Raw genomic sequence first — 19,014 nt, forward strand, 5'->3', positions numbered from 1 at the left:
TGGCCTGAGGCTGATTTATGCAACAACGCCCCCACGATCACCAGCAAGTGACTTGATCCAGCGGCAGAGGCTTGCTGCAGCCGGTTTTTTACGTCCAATCGTCTCTGACCTCGTAAATGACCCAGGCCACCAGCAAGACGACCAGTTGCAGACCAATCAGTTGAATCATGAGAGTAGACATCGTCGCTCTCCTTGAGTGCTTCGATACAGTCATGGTCCCACTTCGGATGCTCGCCCGCAATGAAGACAGCTTGCACTTCGCGGGCTTTAGCCGCTACACATTGGGCTGCTCTATCGGATCGCCCGGCAGCTCTGCAGGCGGTTGATCATTGGGCGGATCAATCGGATCCGGCTTGGGCTCCGGTTCTTTGAGCGGGTTCTTCTGAAGAGTCATGTCGGCCATCTCCTTGCAGTGATGAAGTCGGTGCCAAACAGATTGGCGAATGAGTCATGGACATAGTGGGTAGCAGCACCATCGATCTCTGACAAGCTGCGAGCAGCATTCGGTGAGACTCAGGATATCTCGAAGATGTCGCCATCTGACAATGCCGCGCTCTCATGGTAGATGTCGTAGAGGTATTGAGGCAGCTCCTCATAAGTGATCTCGGGAGGGACGGCCAGATCCACCGGGCCAAGCTTTCCATCAAGGCCAACCGCAAAGCAGCGCCATCCCGAGTTGCTGCGCTCTATGGCCAGGATGTCGCCAAACACATTGAATCGGTACTTTTCCATAGCTGCTCCACTGTTGAGCCTTGCATGCTAGCCGCATCTGCTCGCCGGTCTCGGACAGCGCATGACACCTGAAGCGCCGAACGTGAGCGTCAAGCGCCATCAGCCGGAAGCCTTGTCAGAGCCGATGGAAAGGGGTCATTGCGGTTTTTTCTGGCATTCGCACCCGTTCTGCTTATGCACCAAAGCTGACGTTTTACTTATTGGATAGGGCTTCAAGGTTATTAAAAAGAGTACTGTGACCTTTGGCGATCGATCTTGATTCGTCATCCAGGACTGGAGGTCTATATGCCAGATAGCCGTATTCCCCCGCCAATCCAGAAGTTCTGGGAAACCACCAAGGAGCTGTTCTCCATGGACAAGGATTTCCCTGCCCCCCCTCAACTAGATCCGCAAGAACCCACAGACATGGAAAAGAAGCAGGAGGAGGAGAGACTGCTGCGCATGCGCCACAACTACCGACATTGGTAGCCCTGTCTCTTGAATCCAGCCTTGCGATTGGTTTTCAGCCACCTGGACAGGTGGTTTTTTGTTGCCTTGAGATACAAAAGCATGAGCACCGGGCCAGATCAAGCCTAGGCCGAAGTGAAAGAGCAGCGATAAGATGAATTGAGAACCGTGAAGCTGGGGACGAGACTCGCAGCAGAATCAAATGGATCACCCAGGAGCCCCATGAAAAACAAAGTTGTGCTCATCACCGGAGGCAGCCGAGGCATTGGTGCTGCCACCGCCCTGCAAGCAGCAGCAGCAGGCTGGGATGTACTGCTCAGCTTCAATACAGACCAGACGGCAGCCGATGCGGTTGTCTCGCAAATAACGGAAATGGGCAGGCACGCCATGGCCATTCAGGCGGATATGGGCTGCGAAGAGCAGATTCGCCGTCTTTTTGCCGTGGCAGATGTGCAGTTCGGGCGCCTGGACGCCTTGGTCAACAACGCAGGTATTGTGGACACGGCACAGACGCTGGCCGAGTTCAGTTCGCAGCGCCTTGAGCGAATGTTTCGCATCAACACCATAGGCGCTTTTCTCTGCGCTCGCGAAGCGGTGCTTCGCATGAGCACTGCCAGTGGCGGCCACGGTGGAGCCATCGTGAATGTGTCCAGCATTGCTGCAAGACTTGGCGCGCCACACCAGTACATCGACTACGCGGCGTCCAAGGGTGCTGTGGATGTGATGACTCTGGGACTGGCCAAGGAAGTGGCTGCGGAAGGCATCCGCGTCAACGCTGTCCGCCCCGGTCTCATTGAAACGGATATTCATGCCAGCGGGGGGCAGCCGGACCGGGTTCAGCGCCTGGCGGCTGGCGTTCCCATGAAGCGCGGAGGAACGGCTCTGGAGGTTGCCAATGCAATCGTATGGCTCATCTCGGACGAGTCGCCATACACCACAGGCAGCCTGATCGAGATTTCGGGCGGCAACCTCTAACCAGGCAGCCGCCCAACCACGGCCAGCCCTCTGGTGCGGGCTCTCATATGTCCTTGCGCTTGAGGCACACGCGGCAGCGGCCACCCTCGCTGGCACCTCTGTGTGGGAATGGTCCTGAACTGGCGGCAGTGAACGACTCGACGTGGAATTCGTGTCGTTGGCGCATGCAGTCGCACCAGGTGGCGCGACGTTTTGCATCAGCTTGGACGCACTGGCTCGCTGCCCCCTTATCTGGCAAACCGCGACGTTATCTGGTGCTCTGCCTTCGCTCGACCGCGCCAGCCGAGGTCTGTCATTCAGCGATGGCCGTGCCCATGACCGCCACCCGGGCGATGGCCTCCATGCGGTGGACGGTGATTTCCATGCCCTCCGTGCCCTGGATGCGGCCTGTAATGCGGTGGACGGTGCGCGTGATGATGGTGGTAGTACCCGGGCCTATATGCAGGACGCCCGTAGTAGTAGGAGCCGCCATAAGGCTGATAGATGTAGGTATCGCTATACCCGTAGCTGTATCCAGGGCCTGCCGCGTAGCAACCCGACAAAAGCAAGACGAGCGCAGAGACTCCAAACAGTTTCTTCATGTGCGAAGTCTAGACGTACCCACATCGCTCGGGTTTTCAATATGTAAGCCCGGCTTTGTGCAAGCCACTGCCGACATCTCGAGGAGTTTTCTTTTGACATGCTCCACAACGTCTGCGCACCTGGCGAAGGTGCGCCGGCCGCATCCGAGGAATGCATGCAAACAGGCCTGCTTTTGCAGCTTCTGCCAGGTCTCCGCAGCTATGGGGGATGGCAGCTGTGCCCCGCCCCGCCCCGCCCAGCAAAGGCACTGCGCAATGAGTTCACCCGCTCAGGCATGCGTGCCCGGTTGCCCAATAGCAGCGCTGCGGCACTGCAGCAATGCAGCAATGCAGCAATGCAGCAATGCAGCAATGCAGCAATGCGTGATGGTTGAGGAGTGACGCTGCGCTAATAGCCCCAGCTTTGGCCTCCCGGATAGGTGCGCCCGCCGCTCAATCCGGAGCCCGGCCACGGCCACAGGCTGCCTTGATTTTCATGGCCTTCGTTTCCGCGATCACGAAAGTGATCCCGGTCCAAGTCGTTTTCAAAATCGATCGAGCGATCCCGCTGTTGAATATCGTTGTTTCGAAGATCCTGATCCGCATTTTTCTCGACCGGGCGGGAACCTGGATCCATTCCTTGCCCATTGACCGGCCTATGCATCACGCATCCGGTCAATATCAAGGCAAACGCAGTCAATGCAATTAGCTCTTTCATGGCAGCCCTTTCTACAAGTGGCACTGACAGCCTATTCCTGTCGACGGATACCCGTGTAAAGCGATGTTCTTCGGCACAGCATCAGGCTCGCGCATGGGAGCTTGTACATCGACCAGCTCCTGCATTCAAACTCGTAATATTCGCAGCAGTGCAAAGATGCCGGAAGCACTGCTCCCCTTGCTCCTGAAACGCGCTCGGAAAAAGATTGCGCAACTACTCTTTTGCCACAGCAGGCCTGCTGCCCGACCGGGTCACCACAACCAATGAGATACCGCCCAGTATGGCGGCACCAGCCAGAGTCAGCCGCATGGTCCAGGGCTCTCCCAACAGGGAAACGGCACCGATGGCGGCCAGCAAGGGGACGCTCAGCTGTATGGATGCAGCAGCCCCCGCCTTGAGCTGCGGTAGCGCCGCATACCATGCGACGTAGCCCAACCCGGAGGTCAGCATCCCGGAGCACAGCGCATACATCAATCCTGCCGTGCTCAATGAGGCTTGCCCCTGCACCAGCACGAGCATCAGCAGCGAAAGCGGTACCGTCCGTAAAAAATTGCCTGCCGTCACGCCAACCGGATCGGTCGCGCCCTTGCCGAGCAAGGAATACAGCCCCCATGCAACCCCTGCCAGGAGCATGAGCAAAGCTGCCCCCAGGGGCGGAGCCGAGAGTCCGGGTCGCAGCAACACTACCAGGCCGCCGAAAGCCAGCGCCAATCCGCCCCATTGCCGGGGTGCGAGTCTATCGCCGCGACAAAGGCCCACTCCCACCATCGTTGCCTGCACCGCGCCGAAAAGCAGCAAGGCACCGACACCGGCCGACAAACTCCCATAGGCGAAAGAAAACAACGCCGCATAAGCGAACAGCAACCCCGCCGACGTCCAGCTGCCAGCCCCAGTAGAGGGAGCGCGTTTCAGGCTCACGACCAGCGCCAGCATTGCCGCACCCGAAGCCAGGCGCACTGCCGTGAAGCTCGCGGCATCAATGGAGTGGGATTGGAGCGCAAGGCGGCACAGCAGCGAGTTGCCGGCAAAGGCCAGCATCGCCAGACCAGTCAACACAGTGGTGTGAAACAACGGCATCACAACCTCGTAGATAGACCAACCCCGGTATTTTTCCATGCCATCCGCCCGCACCCCAAGCAACTGCTGTCTTGATGGAGATAGCCCCGCCTTGCTGCCGGCCGCCTGTCCTGGGCCGGAGGATCTGGAGATTCAGCCTGGCAGACTCGAATAGTCGGTGAAGACCCATCGGCAGCTCTGTCGATGACAGCAAACGCCAACGCCAACGGAAACTAGCCACAGTCTTTTGATGACCCTGCCCGGCTACAAATCACCAGGCACTCGGTTGGGCGCAGCAAGCGCCATCAGCTTCAGGAGGTGTCGTGAAGAGCAAAGCCCCGATCGCCCAAACAACTAGCCTTAGGTTCAGATTCAGGAATGAAGCCACATTACGACCTCTGTGCATCAATTGCACACTTCCGGGCACTTTCTGTGGCTCAGAGAACGGGGGAGGTGAAATTTCCGCGACAGCTACAGTCACCATAATTCCTCAAACTTGACATACATCATGCAAGAGGAAGGGTTGGATGGAGTTCCTAGGCAATCAAAGCGCCCAGCTGAGGATGATGAAATGCCAGATCATGGCGCAAGAGGCACTTCTCATTGCCCTGATCGATACGCTGGATGACAACAAAAAAAGCAATCTGCAGCACAACTTCAACCAACGCGCCGAAGAGGTCAAGGCGGAGGTCTTGAACTCGATGGCGACAGATGAGCTCTACGAGCGTCTGCTGGAGCACCTTGACAGATATTCGAAGACCGTCAACTTGCGCCCTTGACTTGTTGCGCAACAAAGGCCTGCCCGCAATGACGCGGGCTTTTTCTTTGGCGGCATGCATGATGCTGGCTGGACTGTTCACACCATCAAAACATCTTCCAAAGCCGCAGGGCAGCCGACGACTCCAAGGACAGGGGCTCGAACGCCGGCATCGCCCGAGCGGACTTGCCGGTTTGCTCACATTCGAATCCGGGTGACATAGATCAGACACAAGTCACGGCAAAGACTTGTGAGATCACACGCCAGGATGTATGAATGCTGGCTGCTGATTGTCGCTTTGCAATCCAGGAACAGGCAATGCTGCTCCGTTTCGATCTTTGATCGAGGAGGCTCTGGTCAGATGTTCTCGAACAATGACTTCATCTTGGTTCTGACGCCGTCGCTGGCGATACTGGTTCTGGCTGCCATATTGATCGTTGCCTGGCTTGTCCAACGATCTCAGCGCTTTCTCCTTTGGCAAGCTTGCGCCTATTCACTCACAGCACTGCCTCTCGGGGCGCAAAGCCTGCTCCCTCTCGAAGAACTCAATCGCTATGCCCTACTCATTGGCAGCTTCTACCTGCTGAGTGCGTGGTGTCTTGCCAGAAGCTGGGCAGAGCGCTGGCGTGTATCCACCCAACCGCATGCAGCATTGCTCATCGCCATAGTCACCCTGGCTGCTCTCTACCAATTCAGCCGGGTCGAGCCGAATGTCTGGGCTCGCGTGTGTTCTTTCAGTGTTGGTTCCGGCCTTGTTCTACTGCTCCCGATCTTGCAGGTCCGCTCGAAGAGAAACTCATTTGACTGGCTCGATCAATCGCTGCTCTGGCTGAGCATCCTTTTCACCGCCTACACCTTCACTCGACCCGCCCTGATCTGGTTGCTGGGATATTCCGACCTCCGTTCCCTGCCAAGCTCACCCTATTGGATCTTGACGCTGCTGAGCATTCTGAACTTCTCGCTGCTCTTCACCGTGGTGATGACCGCGATTGCCGTGAAGGAAACGGTTGTCAAGCTGCGCATGGAACGTGACTTTGATGCTTTGACGCAGATACTGAATCGCCGCTCCTTTCAGGAATATGCCCAGAAGCGTCTGGACGACCTGAGGCTCTATCCCATGGCTGTGCTCGCCTGCGACATAGATCACTTCAAACGCATCAACGACGCCTGGGGCCACGAGCGTGGCGACAAGGTGCTGCAGCTTGTCTCGGCGATTTTGCAAAGCAATATGCGAGAACACGACCTTGTTGCCCGATTTGGCGGTGAAGAGTTTGTGATTTTGCTGACGAACATTGCTCTGAAGGATGCCGAAGCCATTGCCCGGCAAATCCAGCGCGATATCGGCTCAAGCAATGACATTCTTCCATCAGGCTCCAGAATGACCATGAGCTTTGGGCTTTCATCGGTCACCCAGGCTTTTCAATTTGAGCGGGCCCTCAAGGAAGCGGATCAGCTCCTCTACCAAGCAAAGAATGCCGGGCGCGATCGGGTGCATGTGTCTGGTGTGGGCTATCCGGATATACCGATTGAAAGCACACTGCAGCCAGACAAAATTGCTGCTTGATCTGCCGAGCAGCCAAGAGAGCGCGGTGCGGTCCACATCGGGTTCCAGCCCTTTGCAGGCGGCCGCGTATTCCATTTGAATCGACCGCCGGTGCCGGTAGCTGCCGACCAGTCTGCTGGTCGTGACCGATTGAGTCCGGCCAGAAGCAGTCCTTCGTTCAGGCATGCACAATGCACGCAAGCAAATTCGGCTTATTCAGGGACAAAGCATGTTCACAACCAGGTGGAGGCCTGCCGCATCCATAAAAGTCAAGGCGCTTGGACTTCACTGGCGAGAAGGCAAGTTGTTGGCTGTCGAGGTATTGGACGACCAGGGCCATCTGAAAGGTGTTCGCCCCCTGGGAGGCAGTATCGAATTCGGCGAGCACTGGCAATCAGCGCTGATACGTGAGTTCAAGGAGGAGCTGGGCGTTGACGTTGAAATAGTGGGGACTCCACTCGTGATGGAGAACATCTATACCCATGAAGGGGAGCCTGGCCACGAAGTGCTGTTCATTTGCGATGTGCTGTTCAGCATCACAAATTTTGAAAACCGCAGCAGCATTGATTTTCATGAAGACAGTGGAACGCAATGCACCGCCAGATGGTTTGACCTGGCCGAACTCGATCTGCCTGAAGGACCAGCCCTCTTCCCTGTGGGTCTGAAGAAAGCTCTTCAGGGCAAGCATCATCGCCAGTCGAATACTGCCACTGGCAATCCTGTTTGCTGTTAAGGCCTTGCACTGTCGTTGAATGACTGAAATACACCATGCCCTGGCCCTGCTAGGGTCAAAAATTCTCCCTTGAAAGAATGCTCAGGCATGGAAGTCCACCCATCACATATTCGCAGGTTTTCAGCTGCCGATCTGGGCAGCGCATTTCAGCTGCTGACAAGCAATGGATGGTCTCATCGCATCCCGGACCGCCAATTTCTTGAGCGCCTTGTCTCAGCATCTCAACGAGTGGTCGTGGCCGTCTCGCAGGACCAGGTGGTCGGGTTTGCGCGCGCAATCACGGACGGACTGTCCAATGGCTATCTATCGATGGTTGTGGTGGCTCCGGAATGGAGAGGCAAGGGAATTGGTAGAAGCCTGGTCGAGGAGATTGTGAGCGACGACGAAGGCATCAGCTGGATGCTGCGAGCCTCTCGCTCTCAAGCGCCAGCGTTTTTTTCGAAACTTGGATTTACGCCATCCAGCGATGCGATGGAGCGGCCCCGGAAACGCACCAGCTAGCAATACCGCCAATGCCCAGCCTGGCTCGACTGCAAGCGGCGGCCTTCGGCGCCAGCAGCAGACAACCGACAGACAGTATTCGCAGGCTGTCGGATGCACATCTGTGATGTGCGCGCGGCTACCTGTCATCAGCCCCGCTGACAGCAGGTACTCGAGAGACACATCATGCTTCCCGGTGATCGGCCGCCCCGGACTTCCAGTATCCCTTCGCGCTCACACCGTGCCTGGGCAGTTCTCGCTCTTGAAAGTAATGATGCTTCAAGGTACGGATGGCCGCAGACTCTCCCGCGATCCAGATGTAGCCAGGCCCTGTCGGCAAGGGGCGATGCAGCAGTGCCTGGCACAGGCTCAGGCCCGGTTCCGGCTGGGCATTGATCCACTGGACGCGCAGCCTGGCCAGGCTGTCGATAGGCTGATGCTCACTTGGCGACAGCACTTCCACATAGACCTTGGCATTGATGCTGGCAGGCAAACGGCTGGCAATGCTCTGGATGCCGGGCAAAGCGGTTGCATCGCCTGCCAGCATGACCCATTGCGTATTGTCGGGGAGCAGGAAACCGCCGCTGCGAGGCCCTGCGATTGGGATGTGCTCGCCAATCAAAGCCCGATATGCCCACTCAGAGGCAGGTCCGGAACCTGATCCTTCTCCATGCAGAACAAAGTCCAGATCCAGCGTTCCGGCCTTGAAGTCGACACTTCGTATCGTGTAGGCACGCCCCTCACCAGAGGGAAGAAAGACTTTGACCCAGGCGGCAGGCTCATCGACTCCTTCCACTTGAAGAAATTTTGCGATCTCCTCGCCGCCCACAGTGATTCGTCGCATGTGTGGCGTGATGGAGTGAACTGCCTGCACGACTCCCAGGGCTCTTGCTGTACGAGGCTTGTGGTCGATTTCATGCATGGCGCACTCCTTGGGGCAAGAAGACCTGCAGGGATGAGGCGACAAAGATTCCGGACCATGCCCAGAATCGCAAGGCCGCCGCAGACTGCGCCCCGACGATCGGAAATACAGCGAACACCGCCTGTGTGACAGGCAGCAGCTTGATAAATACATTGACTGAGGGCGGCTGACAGGCCGCCGCGGCCACCGCCTCATGAGAACGAATGGACATCGATCACTCCAAATATGAGCATTTGCTCGATATGTGAAAGAATATGAGCCATTGCTCACATTGAAAACTCGCGTTCGGACAGACCTATGCCGACCCTGCCCCAACCACGACGAATCCCTCGCCAGAACCGCTCACGGGCCTTGGTGGATGCAATTCTTGAAGCTACGGCTCGCGTTTTGAGCGAACGCGGCTATGCGGGAACCAACACCAATCTGGTTGCCGAGCGCGCCGGGGTCAGCGTCGGTTCCGTCTACCAGTACTTCCCCAACAAGGATTCCCTGATCACGGCCCTGCATGAACGCCACGCGGTAGAGATGCACACCGCCATGGAAACCGTTCTGGCGGGTACGACGTCGCCAGGATTGCTGCAGCGGCTGGCAGCCATCGTGCATGCATGGCTGGCGGCGCATCAGGTTGCTCCCGAGCTGCACCAGGTGCTGGAGAAAGAGTTTCCGTTCTTTGATGCACCATCGGATCAGAGCGCGGCCGATCAAAGCATTCATTGCCGCATTCGTCAGCTGCTGGAGGAGCACCGGGATGAGGTCGTCCAGGAAGATCTGAATCTCGCCACCTGGATGGTGTTGCGGACCATGGAGTCATTGATTCATGCCGCGGTCATTCCCCCCGGAACGCCCCACCCTATCCAGAAGACCGAGCAGGCCATCGTGGAGATGCTGATTGGCTATCTCTGTGGCGGCTCGCGGCGCACCGCATGAAGGTTGGGCTTGAGGGGTAACCAGCCTCGGCTGGCTTCAGTGCGTGGGCAATCGAAGGAGCAGCCAAGGCCCTGGCATGAAGGCGACGCTCTTCGACTGCACCATCCCTAAGATCAAAATCGACGCCTGTGCCCGATGAACAGCTTCAGTCGCCTGTATCCCAGCACGATGCCGGTCAGTGCCAGAGCCAACGCACCAATGCTCAGCAAAACGAGGATAGCATCACGCGGCCAAGCGTGGTGCAGCATCCGCGGCAGATCCCAACTGTGCAGGAAATTGAACAGCCACCGCCCTGTACGCTGCCTTTGGTCCAGACTCAGCACAACATCACCTGAGTCCGGGCTGATGTAGACGATAGTGTTTCCCGGATCTTCAAATTGCATCCGAAGCACGGGCAGATCACGCGCCGCTGCTGAATACATCGAGGCCTCACCCCGACGGTAATAATAGGCGTCGTACTCGTTCAGCAACGTGGTCGAGCGAATGGCAAAAGGAAACAACTTCTTCGCCGCCTGTTCTAGTCTCGAGCGGGCAAGTCCCCTCTCTACCTGGGGTGCAGAAAGACTTGCGGACAGGACGCGGGTCTGCCCTAGTCCATTGAAGGCCAGCAGGTAGGGCTGCCCATCCAGTACTTTCCATTCGACCTCGCGTGTGTCAAATCCCTCGGCACCGAGCAGTGTCAACGCTTCGTGCGTGGTGAGCCTGAAGGGATTGCTTCCTGGACTTGCATGCTGGTAGGCACGCAGATCGGGACGAGGTCCTTGCGGGCTGAAGATCCCCAGCGGATTCATGGACATCAGGCCGCTGAAGATCCAGCAGATCATCATCACTCCAAATACGAGGCCGGTGATGTGATGCCAGCGCATCTGGAACTCCCGATACGGGGTCCTGGCTCCAGATTTGTAGCGACCGCTGAAGCGCCATCGCCAGATACCCACCAAGGCACCGGCAATGGCGGAGACGGTTCCCAATGCCGAAAGTCCGATGACCAGCCAGCTCCACACAGGGTCCTTGGAGCCTTCACGCAGCATGTACACCCAGTGAAGCCAGGCACCCACGTAGTTCCAGTAGCGTTGATGGCGCGTTACATCCATGACCACCTCGGCGGTGGTCGATGAGATGTACAACAGGCTTGATGCGGAATCGTCCATCAGGACCTTGATGAGAGGCCGATGGGGATCGAGCGAGGCGGAATGTGTCCAGCGATCGTCTTGCGTGCGACCTTGCAGCACTCCATTTGCTCCGGACAGGAACACCTGGGCGCTGCGCAAGGCCGCTGCGTCGTCGGGCGGTGGCACAACAACGCCCGTGCCGGCATCAACCACCCGCAGCGTGCCGTCTGCTTCCCTGAGCCGGTAGCTGGGGCGACCCGCAATAGTAGTGAGCATGATCTGCTGCACCTTGTCAGCAGACTGGCTTTGCTTCAGAGCTGCCTCAACAGGCAGAAGATAGCTCTGGTCAGAGTTCAGGGAAGGCAATGCCTGCAGGCGCTCGACCGGCTGCAGTTTGGGGTAGCCGACAAAGAGCATCACCACTCCGCTGAAGAGCCAGAGCGCCATCAGCACACATGCTCCCACTCCGGTCCATCGATGCACCAGAAACACAAGCCGTTTGGCATGGGCAGAAGTCCACATCGGCGGCCCGTTCAGAAACGATGATTCAGTGTCAGCTCAACACGCCGCCCTTCCCCGACGAACCACTGCGTGTTGGTGTAGTAGGAGGTCGTGAAATAGTGCTTGTCGAAGATGTTGAAGCCGCGCAGCGTGAACGTGGTGGCCTTGCTTGCCTTCCATTGCAGCGCCAGGTCTGTCGTGGTGTAGGCAGGCAGTTTCAAGGTATTCGCATTGTCTGCATAGCGCTTGCCCACATGGCGAAGGCCGCCGGACAGCGTCCAGTCAGGCACGACTTTCCAGCTCACCCAGACATTGGCGACACGCTGCGGCACGTCGGTGGGAATATTGCCATTGCGTGAAACAGCGATGCCGCCCACGGATTCGCTGAAATCGTCATAGCGAGCCTTGAGCAGCGCAAAGTTGGCGTCAATCTGCACGGCCTTGCTGACTTGCATCGATAAGGTGCCCTCGATGCCCCTGGAGGAGCGTTCGCCAACCTGTATGCGCAAAGCGGGGTTTGCAGGGTCTCGCGTCAATAAGTTGTTTTTGGTGATGGAATACGCTGCAAGCGTCCAGTCACCCTTGCCGTCCCAGAAGGATTGCTTGATACCGACCTCAAACTGTTTGCCGCTCGATACGTCGAAGGCGGAATTAGCCGCTGACAACATCAGAAGGCCGCTCACTGGATCTGCGGCCTTGGATGCCTGCGCATACAGGGACAGTTGAGGACTTAGCTTGTAGACCGAACCAAGTCGCCAACCGGTGTTGGAGTAGCTGCGTTTGAAAGCCTGATTGCCCGCCACCAGATCCTGGCGCGATAGGTCCGCGTGGTCGAAGCGAGTGCCCGCCACGACAGACCAGCGATCCGTCAGTTCAAACCGATCCTCTGCAAACAGCGCATATTGCTCGGCCTTGTTTTGATAGCGGGCAATGAAGGGTACGGAGCTGCTGTAGTAGCCCGGGACGGGGTTATAGGGATCGACCGGACCGGAGCTGCCGGTGTAAGTGTTATTCGTGTGCTGAAGCGATGCGCGGTTCACGTCGAAGCCCAGGGAGAGCTGATTTGGACGTCCGAGCAAGCTGCCATGGAAGGTCACATCCGTGGTGTTGCCTGTCTGCGTCTGGTCGTGACCGATCTCGGTGTTGTCAGAGCGGTCAATCAATCCCGTAGTGGCGTTGTACCGGTACGCTTCAGCATTGCGCCAATAGCGGTCGCTGCCAATGTGATAGAGCTTGCTTCGTACGACGATATTGCTGCCGGGTGCCCACTGAGCAGCCAGTTCGGTCCAGCGATCCTTGAACTGAATGCGGCTGTCGGCAACGTTGTAGTTGCGCTCTCGGATCGCCGGGTCTTGTACTCCGTTGATCAGCGGTGTACCGAAGTAACGCATCGGCTTTTGCCGGCCCTGTGCGTGCGAGAGTTGCAAGTTGAAGTCAGGTGTCACATCCCAGCGCAGAGCGCCGGAGATCGTCCGATTGCTGGAATCGCCACGATCCACCCAGCCATCCGATTGGTCGCCACTGACATCGAGTCGATAGGACCATTGCTCATTGATCGCGCCTCCGCTGCCAAAGGCCAATGCACGTTTGCCTTTGGTTCCCACCGTGGCCTGGACTTCATTTTGAACAGGCCCACGCGTGGGCTTTTTGGGGATCACGTTGACTACGCCACCAATAGCGCCGTCACCGTAGATCACGGATGCGGGTCCGCGCAGCACTTCTATGCGGTCGATAGACCAGGTGTCGAAAGGAAAACTCACACCGACGCCGCCGTATTGGCGCGTACCGTCGTATAGACGCATGACCGAGGTGGAGTCTGTAAAGCCTCGTGCCGAGAGCGCGCTGCCACTGTTGCCCGGATGTCCCAGACTGGTGATGCCGGTAGATCGCGTGATTGCGTCAACCACAGAAGTGTCGCCGCGAGCTTGCAGTTGCTCGCGCGTGGTCACCTCGACACTGGCCGGAGTGTCGCGTGCATTGAGGTCGAGTCGGCTGCCTGTGCCCACTGAGCGCTCCAAAGGAGTGTCTCCCGATGAACGTACGGTAACCGTGTCCAGGGTGACGTCAGTTTGCGCCCAACTGGCAGAGCTCGCCACTGCCAGAGGAACAGCCAATGACAGATGGGCCACAGCCAGGGCCACGCTGTTGCGTTGAAAGAAGGCGAGCGAAAGAGAACTCGCGTTGCCATTGGGCATCGCGCCATAAAAAGGATGGGTCATGAACTATCTGCGTGCAAGTGAAATCGGCCGTGCAGGACTGGGCCCGACGGCGATAGGCTGTATCCGCCATCGATTGGCGGCACAGTGGACTTACACGAGCGTTGGCGGCCCTCGCGGGGGCAAAGGTGCCCCCACCAGCGCGGCAATGCGCGCCGAAACTACAGGCTGTAGCGCCAAGCCCAGCGGCTGCGGCTGCTCAAGATGCGGTGATGAATAGGTCGGCGGGGCCGTGATGGTCAGACACAAGGGACAGTCCAACGAATGATGCAGCCCTGGCGCGGCCTGGCCATCCTCATCGAGCATGATCACCTGCATGCTGCCACTTGAGGTACAGACCACCTCGATGGCTTTTGGATGCACTATGGGCGAAGCCATTGCAATACTCAACGTCAGCATGAACCACGCCAGAACCAGGCGGGTCAGTGACAGGGAGTTACGCAGCGCTTGCATGGTTGCGCATTATGAGGCCTCCGCCGAAGTCCGAGAGTTGCCGATTTCTCGCTGCTTCGCGCTATTGAGGAGATGCCGCCGTGTGCGGCCTCGCCCCTGAAAGGGCTTGCAACAGAAAAATCGCAGTTTTGAGCGATGGTGACCGTTGCAAAGCTTCTGTTCTTCCAAGCAGTCGGCCGTGCCCGGATCCCAGAGGCAGACATTCATGGGCTGAGCTTTACAGGGCGAGCACGCAGGCGTGTCAGTGACATGCGCGCAAGCGATCCGCACTGTCCGAAAAGATGTCGAACTCCGCCCACCCTCTCGGTGCCGGTCACTTCACGGAAGAAATCATCGATTGCGTCGACCATTGACGACAGCTGCAAGCAGCACTTTGTCGTTGGCTGCAGCCGCCCAGGCGGCACCAGAGTGAACCACTGCGCTATTCTTGACCCGATGAAAAGCTGTCGTGACACCGCTCCCACCTTCATCAAAGCTCTCCCAGTCAGACCTCTACAACCGGAGTTCATCAACCTGATTGACGATGCGCGTGACAGTGTATTGCAGGAACTCGGGGCACTCCTTGACAGCCTGTATCTGTACGGCAGCGTGCCCAGAGCTATGGCCCAACCTGGAAAGTCAGACTTGGATTTGACGTTGGTGCTGTCCAGGCCGCTTTCCTCACAAGAGACTGAATCTCTTGAGCGTGTCCGCTCCAATCTGGAAGCCGGCCATCCTGAAGTCACCAAGGTCGATTTGGATCTAGGTGTGCTTGAGGATGTACTGAACCCGGCCAATTTGTATAGCTGGGGCTATTGGCTCAAGCATGAGTGCCGCTGTATTTATGGCTCAGATCTGGCACTTCGGTTTCAGGCATTTCAGCCCTCACCCACAGTTGCGAAAGCGGTCAATGGAGACTATGTTCAGGTTCTTCGTGACTACGTGACGCGTATCTCTCTGGCACATGACGAAGACGCAACGAGACGGCTGAAAAAAGAGGCTGCAAAAAAACTGGTTCGCGCAACCAACGTCCTGCGCCTTGAGGCAGACCGTCTATGGCCTGAATCTCTGGAGGAATACGCCAAATTTTTCTCGGGCCGGTTTCCCGAAATGGCCGAACAAATAGAGTTCTTTCTTGAACATGCGAAAACGCCCTCGGCAACGAACAACGTTTTCAATCAGAGGCTGGTGTTCTTTGTTGATTGGATGCAAGGGCTCCAGTGCTCATCCGCGTCTGCTTAGGGCTGAACAGCGGCGGCACCAACCGGCCAGAAGTGGCCTTTCGGAGTGGGACACATGCGCGCGATGATTGCTGCCCTTAACATGGCCTACTTTAAACAGTGGCCCGAGACAGGTTATGCGCAGCTTTCTTTCCTTTGTTAGCAGAACGGACGACAGCTCCATTGACCCAGAGGCACTTGAAGAAGCATCGCGCTGCCTAGACCAATTTACCGCAGCATTCAATGCACTGGATTTGGCAGGCATGGATGCACAACTTCATTTTCCGCATGTGATGATTTCAGGGGCTGATACCCTGATTTGGAGTGCTCCTAATCAGCATCCTTCCGATTTTTTCCATCGGCTAAAAAGCACTGGCTGGTCATCTACTCGATACGAATCGAAGGTACCGGTTCTGAGCAGCCAGAACAAAGTCCATTTCCTCGTCACTTACACCCGACGCTCAGACACCGATGAAGAACTGAGTCGTCACACCAACCTATGGATTGTGGTCAAGCAAAATGACGCATGGGGTATATCTCTTCGCTCATATTAAGTGGCTGAAGTCTTTGGCCGCTTGGGGACGTTCTGAGACGGTCGTCTATCGGCCAGGAGCACTCGCACATGTTGAAAATATGGCAATAGACACGTTGACGCGAAGGAATCAGTGATGCGCATTCAGGAAATAGAGACCAAGCGATTGCGTCTTAGGCAATGGCAAGACTCTGACTACCCTCTATTTGCGAGCATCAATGCAGACGTGGAGAGCATGCGCTTTTTCCCCGCAACACTTACTGTTGAGCAGAGTAATGACTTGGCGAGGTACTGTCGTGGCCTCATCGAGCAGCAAGGTTGGGGGGTCTGGGCTGTGGAGGAAAAAACGACGGCCAAATTCATTGGCTTTACCGGATTGCACAAGCCTACGGATGAACTGCCGTTTACTCCATGCGTTGAAATTGCTTGGCGCCTTGACAGAGCAGCATGGGGAAATGGTTTTGCAACAGAGGCGGCCAGCGCAGCACTCTCCTTTGCATTTGATAAGTTAGCCCTGCCTGAAGTAGTTTCCTTTACAACACTGACTAACACCCCCTCCGAACGCGTTATGCAGCGCCTAGGAATGAAGCGAGAGCCTCGAACATTTGAACACCCGTCCTTGCCTACGGGGCACCCGTTACGTGAACACCTTTTGTATCGAGCGTACCCAGGCGAAATGGCATCAGATTTTGTATAGCGATACTTGGAGTGAGAAAGCAGCTAACGTCTGCTAAGGGTCGATCTGCGACTGCCGTAGTCCGGCCAGAAGCGGACATGGCTTAGCTATAGAAAGTCAATTAGCTAATAGCTTTATGAGGATGCTTAGATGCTCAATCACATAGGAATTAATGTTTCAGACCTGAGCAGAAGCCGCCACTTTTATGATGCAGTTCTTGCCGAACTAGGGTGTATAGGTAAGACGGTCTCCAGCACTTCCGCGAGCTTTGGAGTACCGACGATTGACCATCACGATGACCCTTGTGGTGATTTCTGGACTTCAGAAGGCGAGCCATCAGTTCCAGGAGTGCATATTGCATTCACTGCATTGAGCATTGAATCTGTGTAAAGGTTCTACCGCACCGCTATAACTTCAGGCGCGGTCTGTAATGGCGGGCCTGGATACCGGACCAAGTATCACTCCAGGTATTACGCGGCGTTTGTTCTTGACCTTGATGGCTACAACATTGAAGCCGTCTGCCATAGCGGTATGTAATTGAGGCATCCTACCGACTGCTCAGGGTCGAACAGAGACAGCGGCTCTCGGCCACAAGCAATCAACGTTTCAAGCAGAATGTGCTCTCGCCTTTGGACGGCCAGAAATTGGAGACAGCAGTGAGAACACCCGACTGCCCTAGCACCGTGGATCAGGTATCTATCCGACCAATGAGCATTGGGGACTACGACAGCGTCACGGCAATGATGAAGAAAACAGATGGGGTTACTTTTCGGGATGCCGATTCACGGGAAGCTACTCAGCGCTACTTGTTGCGCAACCCAGGCTTGAGCTTCGTTGCGTTAGAAGGCGACCATATCGTTGGATGCATCATGGCCGGCCATGATGGTCGTCGCGGCTACTTGCAGCACCTTGTAGTCTTGCCTGCACACCGAAAACGCGGCATTGCTTCCAGCTTGGTCGAGGGCTGCTTGGAAGGACTTGAAAGACTCGGCATTCATAAGAGTCACATTGATGTTCTCCACGAGAACCATTCTGCCCACGCCTATTGGGAAGGCAGAGGATGGAGGTTGAGGACGGACATTCGTCGGTATTCTTTTGTGCGCTCTGGCAGTGATAACGCCTAGGGACAACCAGCGGACATCTTCGGACGTCTGCAATGGGTCGATTCTCAGTCAACGACTTGCAGGTTCACTGCATGCGTGTTTCATAGGCTCTCATGTCAACCATTCTTCGCGCTATTGCATCGCTGGCCGTTCTGCTTTTTTCATCCCTGGGCTTTGCCCAGACGTTGAGTTTGACCTTTGACGATGGTCTGAACCCCGACAAGCAGGTCCAAGCGCAAGTTTGGAATCAGCAGATCATTTCCAGCCTCAAAGACTCTGGCATCACAGCGATGGTATTCCCCTCGCTCATTCGCATAGGCGGTGATCCAGGGATGGGGCTCATCATGGATTGGGCCAAAGCAGGTCATGCAGTAGGCAACCATACGGCGACACACCGCAGTCTTGCATCCGTCGAGACGACACTGAGCGAATTCATAGTGGACGTGAAAAAGGCCGATGCAGCTCTGCGTCACATTCCGACTTGGGTGCCGATGCTTCGTTTTCCTTACCTTAAAGAAGGCAACACGGTGGAAAAGCGTGACGGCATCCGGTCCTGGATGAAATCAAATGGATATAGGCCGGCTCCAGTCTCCATTGATGCCAGCGATTGGTACTACAACCAGATCTATTCCTCGCTTCTACAAGCTGGTTCACACGACAAGGCTGTGCGGGTCAAGATGGCCTACGTTGAACACTTGCTTGACCGGGCTACTTACTATGAGGGCCTGGCCAAGCAATTATTTGGTCGAAGCCCTGTGCATGTGATGCTGCTGCACACCAATGAGATCAATGCGGCAACCTTGCCTGATATCGTTTCGGCTTTTCGCAAGCAAGGCTGGACGTTCGTGCCAGCAACGACCGCCTTCAAAGATCCTATCTACTCTTCGCAACCTGACACATTGCCTGCTGGCGAAAGCGTCGTATGGGCAAGCGCGAAAGCTCGTGGCATTTCAGGCCTGCGCTATCCCGCCGAGGACTCGGTCTATGAAGAACCCAAGCTCCGCTTGGAGTCACTAGTACCTTAGCAGTCCTCTTGGGGTCGCTGCGAGACGGTCGCCCACCGGCCAGAAGCAGTCGTCAGGATTGCTCGCTGGTGTGGCCGCTCACCGAAACACGCCAATCGCTTCCACGAGATTCTTCACCTGCCATTGCATGCTGCTGGACGCCTGCGCCCCCTGGGTCACCAGCTGCGCGTTCTGCTGCGTCAGATAGTCCATGTCCGCCACCGACTTCCCGACCTGGCTGATCTCCTCGCTTTGCTCTCGCGTGGCCTTGCTGATCTCGGCAATGAAGTCCGCAACGCTGCGCGCCTGGGAGACGATCTCACCAATATTGCTCCCTGCATCGCTGACCACCAAAGAGCCGGCCTCGA

The 19,014-nt window shown here is 56.6% G+C and carries 20 protein-coding genes and 1 pseudogene; 12 read left to right on the plus strand and 9 right to left on the minus strand.

Translation table 11 applies throughout. The features are described from left to right. Positions 1-513: 513 nt before the first annotated feature. Complete coding sequence (locus P353_RS21730; protein ID WP_003074408.1) at positions 514-732, minus strand: DUF7661 family protein; 219 nt, start codon at positions 730-732, stop codon at positions 514-516. A gap of 285 nt (positions 733-1,017) precedes the next feature. Between P353_RS21730 and P353_RS21735 the strand changes: the two genes are divergently transcribed. Both P353_RS21735 and P353_RS21740 read left to right on the plus strand, forming a co-directional pair. Continuing rightward, the gene (locus tag P353_RS21735) at positions 1,018-1,200 is read left to right on the plus strand and encodes a hypothetical protein (protein WP_012838487.1); all 183 of its coding nucleotides are present in this window, start codon (positions 1,018-1,020) and stop codon (positions 1,198-1,200) included. 201 nt (positions 1,201-1,401) lie between these two features. Beyond that, positions 1,402-2,154, plus strand: coding sequence for an SDR family oxidoreductase (locus P353_RS21740; RefSeq protein WP_034374460.1), 753 nt, complete (start codon positions 1,402-1,404; stop codon positions 2,152-2,154). Between the two features lie 292 nt (positions 2,155-2,446). Here the strand turns inward: P353_RS21740 and P353_RS21745 are convergent, their stop codons facing one another. The 3 genes from P353_RS21745 to P353_RS21760 all read right to left on the minus strand — a co-directional run bounded on the left by P353_RS21745 (position 2,447) and on the right by P353_RS21760 (position 4,509). Beyond that, positions 2,447-2,626, minus strand: coding sequence for a hypothetical protein (locus P353_RS21745; RefSeq protein ID WP_034374463.1), 180 nt, complete (start codon positions 2,624-2,626; stop codon positions 2,447-2,449). Between the two features lie 497 nt (positions 2,627-3,123). Continuing rightward, complete coding sequence (locus P353_RS29340) at positions 3,124-3,432, minus strand: hypothetical protein (RefSeq protein WP_155500190.1); 309 nt, start codon at positions 3,430-3,432, stop codon at positions 3,124-3,126. Positions 3,433-3,645: 213 nt separating this feature from the next. Continuing rightward, positions 3,646-4,509, minus strand: a complete 864-nt coding sequence (locus tag P353_RS21760) for a DMT family transporter (protein WP_034374496.1) — start codon at positions 4,507-4,509, stop codon at positions 3,646-3,648. Between the two features lie 506 nt (positions 4,510-5,015). Here P353_RS21760 and P353_RS21765 point away from each other — a divergent pair. The 4 genes from P353_RS21765 (at position 5,016) to P353_RS21780 (ending at position 8,022) form a co-directional block, all read left to right on the plus strand. Next, the gene (locus tag P353_RS21765) at positions 5,016-5,267 is read left to right on the plus strand and encodes a hypothetical protein (RefSeq protein ID WP_052084969.1); all 252 of its coding nucleotides are present in this window, start codon (positions 5,016-5,018) and stop codon (positions 5,265-5,267) included. Positions 5,268-5,606: 339 nt separating this feature from the next. After that, positions 5,607-6,809 (plus strand): sensor domain-containing diguanylate cyclase, encoded by a 1,203-nt coding sequence (locus P353_RS21770; protein WP_034374470.1) that lies wholly within the window; start codon positions 5,607-5,609, stop codon positions 6,807-6,809. Positions 6,810-6,972: 163 nt separating this feature from the next. After that, entirely contained in the window at positions 6,973-7,521 is a 549-nt protein-coding gene (locus P353_RS21775; protein ID WP_232776799.1) for an NUDIX hydrolase, read from the plus strand. Between the two features lie 87 nt (positions 7,522-7,608). After that, positions 7,609-8,022 carry a GNAT family N-acetyltransferase gene (locus tag P353_RS21780; protein WP_052084970.1) on the plus strand — a complete coding sequence of 138 codons (414 nt, stop codon included), beginning with the start codon at positions 7,609-7,611 and terminating at the stop codon, positions 8,020-8,022. Between the two features lie 163 nt (positions 8,023-8,185). On the opposite strand, the gene P353_RS21785 is transcribed toward P353_RS21780, so the two are convergent. Beyond that, on the minus strand, positions 8,186-8,923 hold the full coding sequence (locus P353_RS21785) for a siderophore-interacting protein (RefSeq protein ID WP_034374475.1): 738 nt from the start codon (positions 8,921-8,923) through the stop codon (positions 8,186-8,188). A 297-nt stretch (positions 8,924-9,220) separates the two neighbouring features. Here P353_RS21785 and P353_RS21795 point away from each other — a divergent pair, with 297 nt between their 5' ends. Then, entirely contained in the window at positions 9,221-9,850 is a 630-nt protein-coding gene (locus P353_RS21795) for a TetR/AcrR family transcriptional regulator (protein ID WP_113707751.1), read from the plus strand. Between the two features lie 113 nt (positions 9,851-9,963). On the opposite strand, the gene P353_RS21800 is transcribed toward P353_RS21795, so the two are convergent. From P353_RS21800 to P353_RS21810, 3 genes are all read right to left on the minus strand, one after another. After that, positions 9,964-11,484, minus strand: a complete 1,521-nt coding sequence (locus tag P353_RS21800; RefSeq protein ID WP_034374484.1) for a PepSY domain-containing protein — start codon at positions 11,482-11,484, stop codon at positions 9,964-9,966. Positions 11,485-11,495: 11 nt separating this feature from the next. Beyond that, positions 11,496-13,682, minus strand: coding sequence for a TonB-dependent receptor (locus P353_RS21805; protein WP_034374486.1), 2,187 nt, complete (start codon positions 13,680-13,682; stop codon positions 11,496-11,498). Positions 13,683-13,772: 90 nt separating this feature from the next. Further along, complete coding sequence (locus P353_RS21810) at positions 13,773-14,132, minus strand: DUF2946 family protein (RefSeq protein ID WP_034374489.1); 360 nt, start codon at positions 14,130-14,132, stop codon at positions 13,773-13,775. A 135-nt stretch (positions 14,133-14,267) separates the two neighbouring features. On the opposite strand from P353_RS21810, the gene P353_RS21815 reads away from it, so the two are divergent. From P353_RS21815 to P353_RS21820, 5 genes are all read left to right on the plus strand, one after another. After that, on the plus strand, positions 14,268-15,353 hold the full coding sequence (locus P353_RS21815; RefSeq protein ID WP_232776801.1) for a nucleotidyltransferase domain-containing protein: 1,086 nt from the start codon (positions 14,268-14,270) through the stop codon (positions 15,351-15,353). Positions 15,354-15,468: 115 nt separating this feature from the next. Continuing rightward, on the plus strand, positions 15,469-15,885 hold the full coding sequence (locus tag P353_RS29345; protein ID WP_157839644.1) for a hypothetical protein: 417 nt from the start codon (positions 15,469-15,471) through the stop codon (positions 15,883-15,885). Between the two features lie 114 nt (positions 15,886-15,999). Continuing rightward, positions 16,000-16,560, plus strand: a complete 561-nt coding sequence (locus P353_RS28525) for a GNAT family N-acetyltransferase (protein ID WP_080750640.1) — start codon at positions 16,000-16,002, stop codon at positions 16,558-16,560. 722 nt (positions 16,561-17,282) lie between these two features. Then, positions 17,283-17,663, plus strand: coding sequence for a GNAT family N-acetyltransferase (locus P353_RS28535; RefSeq protein WP_232776802.1), 381 nt, complete (start codon positions 17,283-17,285; stop codon positions 17,661-17,663). A 92-nt stretch (positions 17,664-17,755) separates the two neighbouring features. After that, entirely contained in the window at positions 17,756-18,667 is a 912-nt protein-coding gene (locus tag P353_RS21820; RefSeq protein ID WP_052084971.1) for a polysaccharide deacetylase family protein, read from the plus strand. Positions 18,668-18,745: 78 nt separating this feature from the next. Here the strand turns inward: P353_RS21820 and P353_RS21825 are convergent. After that, positions 18,746-19,014: pseudogene (locus tag P353_RS21825) on the minus strand (hypothetical protein); the annotation flags it as partial.

Source organism: Comamonas testosteroni (assembly GCF_000761245.1).
GTDB classification, from domain to species: Bacteria; Pseudomonadota; Gammaproteobacteria; order Burkholderiales; family Burkholderiaceae_C; genus Comamonas; species Comamonas testosteroni_C.